The organism is Trinickia sp., from assembly GCF_051961175.1.
Taxonomy (GTDB): domain Bacteria; phylum Pseudomonadota; class Gammaproteobacteria; order Burkholderiales; family Burkholderiaceae; genus Trinickia.
In genome coordinates, this window is sequence record NZ_JBQCDN010000346.1 from 1 (window position 1) to 8,328 (window position 8,328).

The window sequence follows — 8,328 nt, forward strand, 5'->3', positions numbered from 1 at the left end:
TTCGCTTACAATATCGAACGTTTGTACGACGGTTGAGACAGCGCTATCCTAGTTGAACCATGACCTCTGTGACACCCAGGAAAACCCGCGGCACGGGCCGCCCGACGCTCGAGCAGGTGGCTCAGCGCGCCGGCGTGAGCACCATTACGGCTTCGCGCGCGCTGCGCGGCTTGAGTACGGTCGGAGCGGACTATGTCGAGAAGGTTCGCGCCGCTGCGCGCGAGCTGAACTATGTGGCCAACGCGGCCGCACGGGCGCTCGCGCGGGCGCAAAGCGAGACGGTGGCCGTGCTCGTTCCGTCGCTGACAAACAACGTATTCACGGATGTGGTCGAGGCGATTCATACCGTGCTGCGTCCGCACGGCATCGAGATCGTGATCGGCAATTCGCACTACCTGCGCGATGAGGAAGAAGACCTCGTTCGCCAGTATCTTGCGTCGCCGCCCATGGGGATGATCGTGACGGGATTCGACCGCAGCGAGGCCGCGCGGCGCCTGATCGACGCGAGCGGTGTGCCGTGCGTCTATATGATGGAACTCGCTCGCGCAGAGAACGTGTACTGTGTCGGGTTTTCGCAGGAGGAGGCGGGCGAGGCCGTGGCCAAGCACCTGATTGCGCGTGGCTGCCGGCGTCACGCGTTCGTCGCCGCGCAGCTTGATCCGCGGATGCTGCAGCGAGGCGAGGGATTTCGCCGCACGTTGCAGCGCGCGGGCCTGCACGATCCCGAACTCGAGATCCTGACGCCCGCACCGTCGTCGATCGGGCTTGGTTGCGAACTGTTTCGGCAGCTGATCACCCGCCACCCCGATGTCGACGGCATCTTCTTCGGCAACGACGATCTGGCGCAAGGTGCCCTGTTCGAAGCACGCCGGATGGGGATTGGTGTGCCCGACCCAGTGGCCATTGTCGGCTTCAACGATTTGGCGGGCGCCGCGGACTGCGTGCCGAGGCTCACGACGGTGCGCACGCCGCGCGCCCAGATGGGGCGCACGGCGGCCGAACTGCTGCTGTCGATCATGCGGCAGCAGCCCATCGCCTCCCCGATGGTCGATCTGGGCTTTGAGCTGGTGGTGCGCGAAAGCGCGTAACGCCGGACCCTCAATTCCCCCTGCTTTGCGGCGCCGATCGGTGCCGTTCGATGGGCCCCACTCCGGCGGCAGTGTAAACTGCTGCCTCTTTGACTTTGGTTGTATGGTGGAAGCCCCTCAGCGCACAGCCTTAAGCGGCCCGACCCTAATTCGCCTGCTCGCGCGTCTGACCGACGCCGACGTTCCCGACGATCGACAATCGCTGTCGGACCGGCTCAGCCAATGGCTCGGCTGGACGCACGCCATTACGTTGTCCTCCGCGCTGAACGGCCATCCGCCCGTCGTCGCCCCCGACGCACGCGCCAGCGCGCGCGCCGTGGAGAACGAGTGTGCTCGCGTGCGTGCCTCGCTGACGAACGCCATCGTCGACGACAGCGTGTTCGCCGCGCTCAAGCAGCGTGGGCCGACGCAAGTGTCCGCGCAGGCCAGCACCACCGATGCCTCGGTCGATTACTCGGTGTTTCGTCAGCGCTATCTGTTCATGCAGCGCGAGATGGAGACGGCCATCGGCACGTTGCGCGAACGCCTGCGCGTCGCCGTAGCCGCCTGTACACCGGAAATGGCACGGCTCGCGATGGTGGACGCCGTCATGGAACGTGCGCTGGCTCCGCGCGAGCAAAGCCTGCTGGCCGGCATCCCCGCGTTGCTGGCCAAGTACTTCGAGCGCTTGCGCCAGGCCCAGCAAGCCGAACAGGCCGAACAGGCCGAACACGCCGCACTGGCCGGGGCCAACGCGTCCGGCACCGCGCAAGCACACGCGCCTCATGCATGGCTCGAGGTCTTCCGCAAGGACATGCAAAGCGCGCTGCTCGCCGAAATGGAAGTTCGTTTTCAACCGGTCGAAGGCTTGCTCGCCGCCCTTCGCACCCGCTAACCGATTACAGGATTACTGGAGCACTATGTCCAGACGTCTCATCAGCATCGTCGTTTTCTTGACCGGTCTCGCCGCGGTGTGCTGGGTCGGCATCGGCTACGTCGGCTCCAACGCGCTGGCGCTGGCCGTCACGCTGTTGGTCGGCGCCTGCTATATCGCCGGTGCACTCGAACTTCGACGCTACAGCGAAGCCACCGCCACGTTGGCGCTTACCGTCGATGGCCTGACGGCACCGCCGCCCAGCCTGGTGGCCTGCCTCGATCCCTTGCCCGCCAGCCTGCGCAACGCGGTGCGTCTGCGCATCGAGGGCGAACGCGTGGCCTTGCCGGGGCCGACGCTGACACCGTATTTGGTGGGCCTGCTCGTCTTGCTGGGGATGCTGGGCACGCTGCTCGGCATGGCGGCCACCTTGCGAGGAACGGGCATGGCGCTCGATAGCGCCACCGATCTCCAAGCGATCCGCGCTTCGCTCGCCGCGCCGGTCAAAGGGCTGGGATTCGCATTCGGCACCTCGATCGCCGGCGTGGCGACGTCCGCCATGCTTGGCCTGTTGTCCGCGTTGTGCCGGCGCGAGCGGATCGAAGCGGCACAGCGGCTCGACGTCAAGATCGCCACGACATTGCGCGTGTTTTCGCAGGCTCATCAGCGCGAGGAAACGCTCCAGCTCTTGCAGCGGCAGGCCCAGGTGATGCCCGCGCTCGTCGATCGGCTGCAGACGATGATGTCCGCGATCGAACAACACAGCATGGCCGCGAACGAGCGGCAGCTTGCAAGCCAGGACGCGTTCCACCGCGAGGTCGAGACCGCCTATATGCGGTTGGCTTCATCCGTCGAACAGTCGTTGAAGAAGACCGTGACCGACAGCGCACGTGCAGCCGGGGCCGCCCTGCAACCGGTCGTGGAAGCGACGATGGCCGGGCTCGCACAAGAGACGGCCGCATTGCACGACGCCGTCACGCGGGCGGTGGAGCGGCAACTCGACGGGCTCTCGGATGGTTTTCAGACGGCGACGCAAACCGTATCGGATATCTGGAAACAGGCTCTGGCAGCGCACCGCCAATCGAGCGAGGCGATCGCCCAACACCTGAACACCTCGCTCGCCGGATTTACCGAAACCTTCGAACAGCGCTCGGCCGGTTTGCTGCAAGACGTGGCAGCGCGCCTCGACGCCACCGCAGGCAGTATGTCTGAAGCGTGGACAGCGGCACTGTCGCGGCAAGAACGCGTGGGCGATACGCTCGCCGAGCGTAACCGCGAAGCCTTGCAGGCCGCCGCGGCTGCATTCGAGCAGCACTCGGCCGCCTTGCTGCACAACGTCGATCAGTCTCATAGGCAGTTGCAGACGGAGCTCGCTTCGCGCGACGAGCAGCGGTTGGCAGCTTGGACCGAAACGCTCGGTTCGATGGCCACAGCATTGAGCAAAGAATGGGAAGCGTCCGGCGCTCGCACGGCGGACCGGCAGCAGGACATCTGCAACCTGCTGGCGCAGACCGCGCGCGAGATTTCCGCCGATACGCAAGCGCATGCCAGCGAGACGATCGCGGAGATCGGCCGGCTCGTACAAGCGGCATCGGAGGCGCCCAAGGCTGCGGCTGAAGTTGTCGCCGAACTGCGCCAGAAGCTCTCCGACAGCATGGTGCGAGACACCGCGATGCTCGAAGAACGTAGCCGTTTATTGGCGACGCTCGAAACATTGCTCGATGCCGTCAACCATGCCAGCACCGAGCAACGATCGGCCGTCGATGCATTGGTCACCACGTCGGCGAACCTGCTGGAGCGCGTCGGCACGCAGTTCTCCGAGCGGGTGGATGCCGAAACCGGAAAACTCGGCGCCATCGCCGCACAGGTGACCGGCAGTGCAGTGGAAGTCGCGAGCCTCGGCGAAGCATTCGGCGCGGCCGTCCAGTTGTTCGGCGAGTCGAACGCAACACTCGTGACGCATCTTACGCGTATCGAAGCAGCACTCGACAAGTCGCTCGCCCGCAGCGACGAGCAGCTCGCCTACTACGTCGCGCAGGCGAGAGAAGTCATCGACCTGAGCATGATGTCGCAGAAACAAATCATCGAGGATCTGCAACAGCTTGCCGGTCAGCGGGCATCGGCCGGAGCCGCGGCAGCATGAGCGAGGAAATCGACGGCGGCGTGGAGCACGCCGCGCCGATATGGGCCGCTTTCGGCGATCTGATGTCGGTGCTGCTGGGTGCCTTCATGCTGATCCTGGTGTGCGTCATCGGCGCGCAGTTGGAGCTTTCGACGAAGCTCGAGAAAGAAGTTCAGCAGCGGCAACACGAGGCGCAGCGACGCAAGGCGCTGGAAGACGCGTTGGCGGGTCCGCTTGCGGCGGGCCGGGTGACCCTCGTCAACGGGCGGATCGGCATCAGCGGCAGCGTGTTGTTCGCGCTGAACTCGGATCAGTTGCAGCCCGAGGGCCGGGACGTGCTGAAGAGCCTGGCCGGGCCGCTCTCCAAGTATTTGATGGCCCGCGACGAAATCCTGATGGTGAGCGGCTTCACCGACGATCGCGTCGTGAAAGGCGGCACCAAGCAATTCGCCGACAACTGGGAGCTCTCGGCCCAGCGCGCCTTGACGGTCACCCGCGCGTTGATCGATGCGGGCGTGCCTGCGTCGTCGGTTTTCGCGGCCGCATTCGGCTCGCAGCAGCCCGTGAGCTCGAATGCCGACGGCGCGGGGCGCGCCAAGAATCGGCGTGTGGAAATCGCGCCTATCCCGAAGCCGTCGGCTGGAGCGGCGTCTCATGAGTAACGGCGCGACGCGCGCCCGATCGATGCTCGACGCGTGGCGGGAGCAAGGCGCCGACCGCATGGATCGCATCCGCTTTCGTTTTATCGAAGCGCTGGCGCGGCGCTCGGCCGCCCACAGCGGCGAGGCGGGACGGATTCTGGAGAATAGACTCTGCGAACTGCTCGATGCCTATGCCAGCGATCTCGAGCGTGCCGCATTCCAAGCATCGCAAGCCGGCGAATCCGTGAGCACGCGCGCCCTTGGCAAGCCCACTCGCGGGCCGCTTGCGGCTCTGGTGGATGAGTTCGAAAGGCATGCGCCGACGCGCGGCGATCGTTCTGCAACCCCGCATTCAACCGCTCGGCCGGCCGCCTATCCGGAGCTTCCGGTGCTCGACGACTTCAGAGAAATCTGGTCCAGAATGAGCACCGAGAAACAGCTTCGTCAGTCGCTCGCGCAAGTGCCGGGTAATCCGGGGCCGCTCAATTCGAGCAGTCTCATCCATCGCTCGCTCTCGCTCATGCAAGCGCTATCGCCGGGATACCTCCAGCAGTTTCTGTCGTATGTCGACGCATTGTCCTGGATGGAGCAGATCACGGGCGGAGCATCGACGGCTAAAAGCGCACCGCGCGTCGGCAAGAGTGGCGAGGCCACGAAAAAGCCCCGGCGCGTAAGCGGTGGCGGTAGCGGTTCCTGAGCGATCGCAGCCCTATTCCGACGATCCATCGACCGTTAGCGCATCGGCGCCCGCCGATGACGTTATCTCTTGCCTTTTCTTTACCACTGCCCGTCACGCGCCGAGGGGCACCGCCCGCGTCGCGCGTTCGCACCAGGCACGCCTCGCGCTCGCACTGCATAGATCGAGTGCGCACCACATAAGATCAACGATTTCAGCCGCTTACGTCGATTACCCATCAGTTGCCCACAGCCTTGCAAACAGTTTCTGTGGGCAACTTTTCGGAAGGTATCCGTCGCGTGCTCCTTCGCCGATTCCAGAGGTTTGCTTTAAACGGTATATACTGTTTATACCGTTTAAAACCAGGAGATGGACCATGACCGAGCCGATCGTCAAGAAGGCGGCCAAGAAAGCGTTGCACGTTCCGAAGGGTGCAAACGGAAAGGCACCCGTAGAAGCCGCGCAGGCAATTGCGGCTGCGCCCGCGGCTGCGGCTGCGGATGTCCCACCTGCCCCGGCAAAGGCACCGAAACAAAAGCGTGCGGCAACCACTGCCGACGCCACGCCCGCAAGCGCACCGAAAGAAGGCAAGACCAAGCGTGTGAAAAAAGAAAAGGTGGTGCGCGACAGCTTCACCATGCCGAGATCCGACTACGACAAGATCGCAGCACTGAAGCAGAAGTGCATCGATGCAGGGGTGTCGACGAAGAAGAGCGAGCTTCTACGCGCCGGCCTGCTGCTATTGGAGGCCGCCCCCTTGAAACGCCTGCTCGCGGCGGTCGCAGCGGTGGAAACCGTTAAGACGGGCCGCCCGGCAAAATCGTAGCAAGCGGCAGGAGGTTGCGCTCATCTTGGCGAAAGTCTCCCTGAGGCGGCTTTCCAAGGGCAAGCCGCTTACGATGCGGTGAATCGACTTCCGGCCCAGCGCTTCGCACGCATCCGCCAGATCCGTCGCGCCAGGTTGTCGATGAAGCCTCGCTGCCGTTCGATAGACCCGCCAATCCACGGCGGGTGCACCGACACGCGCAACCAGCGCCAACGCTTCCTTGATGTGCTCGATGGCCGCGCCACGCCAACTATGACACTGGCAGGTGGGAGCATCAGCATCCGCACCAGTCGGGAACCGCCACACAGACGGCAAGCAATACTTCTACGCCAGCTGGGCCAAGCGGGCCCCGACCACGACCGCAAAGTATGCCGAACTGCTGGCGCGCCAACGACGACGCCCTCCCGTATGCCAACTACGGTACAGGCCAATGGATGGAGCAGCCGCAACGCCGCCAGAGCGAACCGAACCCGCAGTTCGCCTCGCCGTCGCACGCGCAGATGCAGACCGCCAACACAACACCGCCTCGGCCAACGGAGGAACTCAATCCGCGCGTCAAGCAAGACGCGGCAGCGGTCGAGCAACAGGGGTACCGGCCGTCGATGTTCAGCACCGAAGGCCGACTCGGCAAATTGTTTCAGGCGATGAAGACAACGTTTAGCAGCAGCGAGAAGGCACCGCCGTCGGACCATGTGATGACCATCGGGGGATATTCCCGAGGCGAAGGGACGAGCCGAGACCTCGATATCAAATGGTCTCGTAACGACATCGTCAAATACCTGGGCTACCAATCGCCCGTGCAGGTCAGCAACAACGGCTACAACGGCGCGCCCATTAGCAGCATCGCTGAGGTGGATCTGAGCAAGCTGCATCTGTCGGCCAACATCGATCAGACCTTCCTCGAATTCGCGAATAACAAGCGCTGAACAGGTCCGAATGCAATGCACGCACGCAGCCTGACGCGGAGGCGGGGGACTCACCGCGAAACGTTTTCGCGGCCGAGAACTGCTAGAAGGGAGCGCCGCAATCGTCACTCACAGATTGCGGCGCTCGGCTACCCAAACGATCGAAGCGCATGGCATCTCGAGCTGTCGAAGATGCTGTCCTGCTTGCAATCGGCTCAGGCGGACCTTAGGCGGACTTCTGCGCGATTAACGATTTGATAAAGCTCTGCGCGTCTGGCGAGCCGTCATCTTTCTTGTAAGCGTCGAAGAACGCATTCAGTTGGTCGGGGGTAACTCCCGCCTTGCTTGCAAGAACCGAGAGCGTGTTCGCATCCATCTGAGCGGCGCCGCCGTTGTTTTCGATCGCGTTCACCGCGTCCGCAATTGCAACATGGTTTTCGGGGGCCAGTGAGTGCAAGAAGTCGAGGGGGGACGGCATGACAATTTCTCCCAGTAGACGCATGACCTGAATGGTCAAGCGGTGAGGTTGAACGCGCGCAGTGAGTGCCTTGGCCGATGAATTATTGAGTGACCGTCGACGGCTTCGCAAGCTGACTCTGGGGAACCTATACACCCTTATAGGTCACGAATCCTAAGCCGTCCGAAAGTCGCGAACACGCTCGCAGCTCGGCATTGGCAACCGGCCGCAGCTTACACGCGGCACCCCGTCCTATCGTCGCCTGCACATTTCAACACTTGCCGCGAGAGTGTGCAAGATGTCAGCAAGCGCCAACGCGCTAAAAGAGACCCGCCGCCGAAATTCTGATCGCACGACAACAGATGAAGTGCAGCTCGGTGTAGCCCAGTGCCTTTAACGTGTCGAGCAAATCCCGTTGCCTCAAGTAGGCGCGGACTTCGATAGCGACAGCAAATAGTCGCCTCGGCCTTCGTCGTCGGTCCACGCGTCCGTTGCCTCCTTGTCTACCCATGCTTCGTGCTCAAGGTTGCGCCCCAATTGCTTCCGGCCCGCCGAGGCATCTTCGACCCAGGGTGTGGTTTCCAGCTGAACCCTGGTTACGAGCCAGTCAGTGAAAAGATCCGGCATTCCGGTAATGCGATGCAAGCGCTCCTTGTAAAAGAACGGATCTACTCCGATCCATATCTCACCTTCGACCCAATCTCCGCTGCGTACAAACCTCGGAGGCCTGGCCTCGCAAAAGAGCTTGATTCCGAAGTCT

At 63.3% G+C, this 8,328-nt stretch carries 9 protein-coding genes; 7 read left to right on the forward strand and 2 right to left on the reverse strand.

The features are described 5' to 3' along the window. Positions 1-59: 59 nt before the first annotated feature. From ACTHL0_RS20225 to ACTHL0_RS20255, 7 genes are all read left to right on the forward strand, one after another. Entirely contained in the window at positions 60-1,088 is a 1,029-nt protein-coding gene (locus ACTHL0_RS20225; RefSeq protein WP_440568663.1) for a LacI family DNA-binding transcriptional regulator, read from the forward strand. A 103-nt stretch (positions 1,089-1,191) separates the two neighbouring features. After that, on the forward strand, positions 1,192-1,962 hold the full coding sequence (locus ACTHL0_RS20230) for a DUF3348 domain-containing protein (protein ID WP_440568664.1): 771 nt from the start codon (positions 1,192-1,194) through the stop codon (positions 1,960-1,962). A 25-nt stretch (positions 1,963-1,987) separates the two neighbouring features. Beyond that, positions 1,988-4,084: a DUF802 domain-containing protein gene (locus ACTHL0_RS20235; RefSeq protein ID WP_440568666.1), complete on the forward strand. Its 2,097-nt coding sequence runs from the start codon at positions 1,988-1,990 to the stop codon at positions 4,082-4,084. Continuing rightward, positions 4,081-4,725 carry an OmpA family protein gene (locus ACTHL0_RS20240; RefSeq protein ID WP_440568667.1) on the forward strand — a complete coding sequence of 215 codons (645 nt, stop codon included), beginning with the start codon at positions 4,081-4,083 and terminating at the stop codon, positions 4,723-4,725. The genes ACTHL0_RS20235 and ACTHL0_RS20240 overlap by 4 nt, the downstream gene beginning before the upstream one ends. Continuing rightward, positions 4,718-5,401: a DUF2894 domain-containing protein gene (locus ACTHL0_RS20245; protein ID WP_440568668.1), complete on the forward strand. Its 684-nt coding sequence runs from the start codon at positions 4,718-4,720 to the stop codon at positions 5,399-5,401. The genes ACTHL0_RS20240 and ACTHL0_RS20245 overlap by 8 nt, the downstream gene beginning before the upstream one ends. A gap of 355 nt (positions 5,402-5,756) precedes the next feature. Next, positions 5,757-6,206: a hypothetical protein gene (locus tag ACTHL0_RS20250; protein WP_440568669.1), complete on the forward strand. Its 450-nt coding sequence runs from the start codon at positions 5,757-5,759 to the stop codon at positions 6,204-6,206. A gap of 368 nt (positions 6,207-6,574) precedes the next feature. Continuing rightward, positions 6,575-7,132, forward strand: a complete 558-nt coding sequence (locus ACTHL0_RS20255; protein WP_440568670.1) for a hypothetical protein — start codon at positions 6,575-6,577, stop codon at positions 7,130-7,132. A gap of 205 nt (positions 7,133-7,337) precedes the next feature. Here ACTHL0_RS20255 and ACTHL0_RS20260 read toward each other — a convergent pair whose 3' ends face one another. After that, positions 7,338-7,589 (reverse strand): hypothetical protein, encoded by a 252-nt coding sequence (locus tag ACTHL0_RS20260; protein ID WP_440568671.1) that lies wholly within the window; start codon positions 7,587-7,589, stop codon positions 7,338-7,340. A 399-nt stretch (positions 7,590-7,988) separates the two neighbouring features. Continuing rightward, on the reverse strand, positions 7,989-8,328 hold a 340-nt coding region (locus tag ACTHL0_RS20265; RefSeq protein ID WP_440568672.1), incomplete at its 5' end, for a hypothetical protein.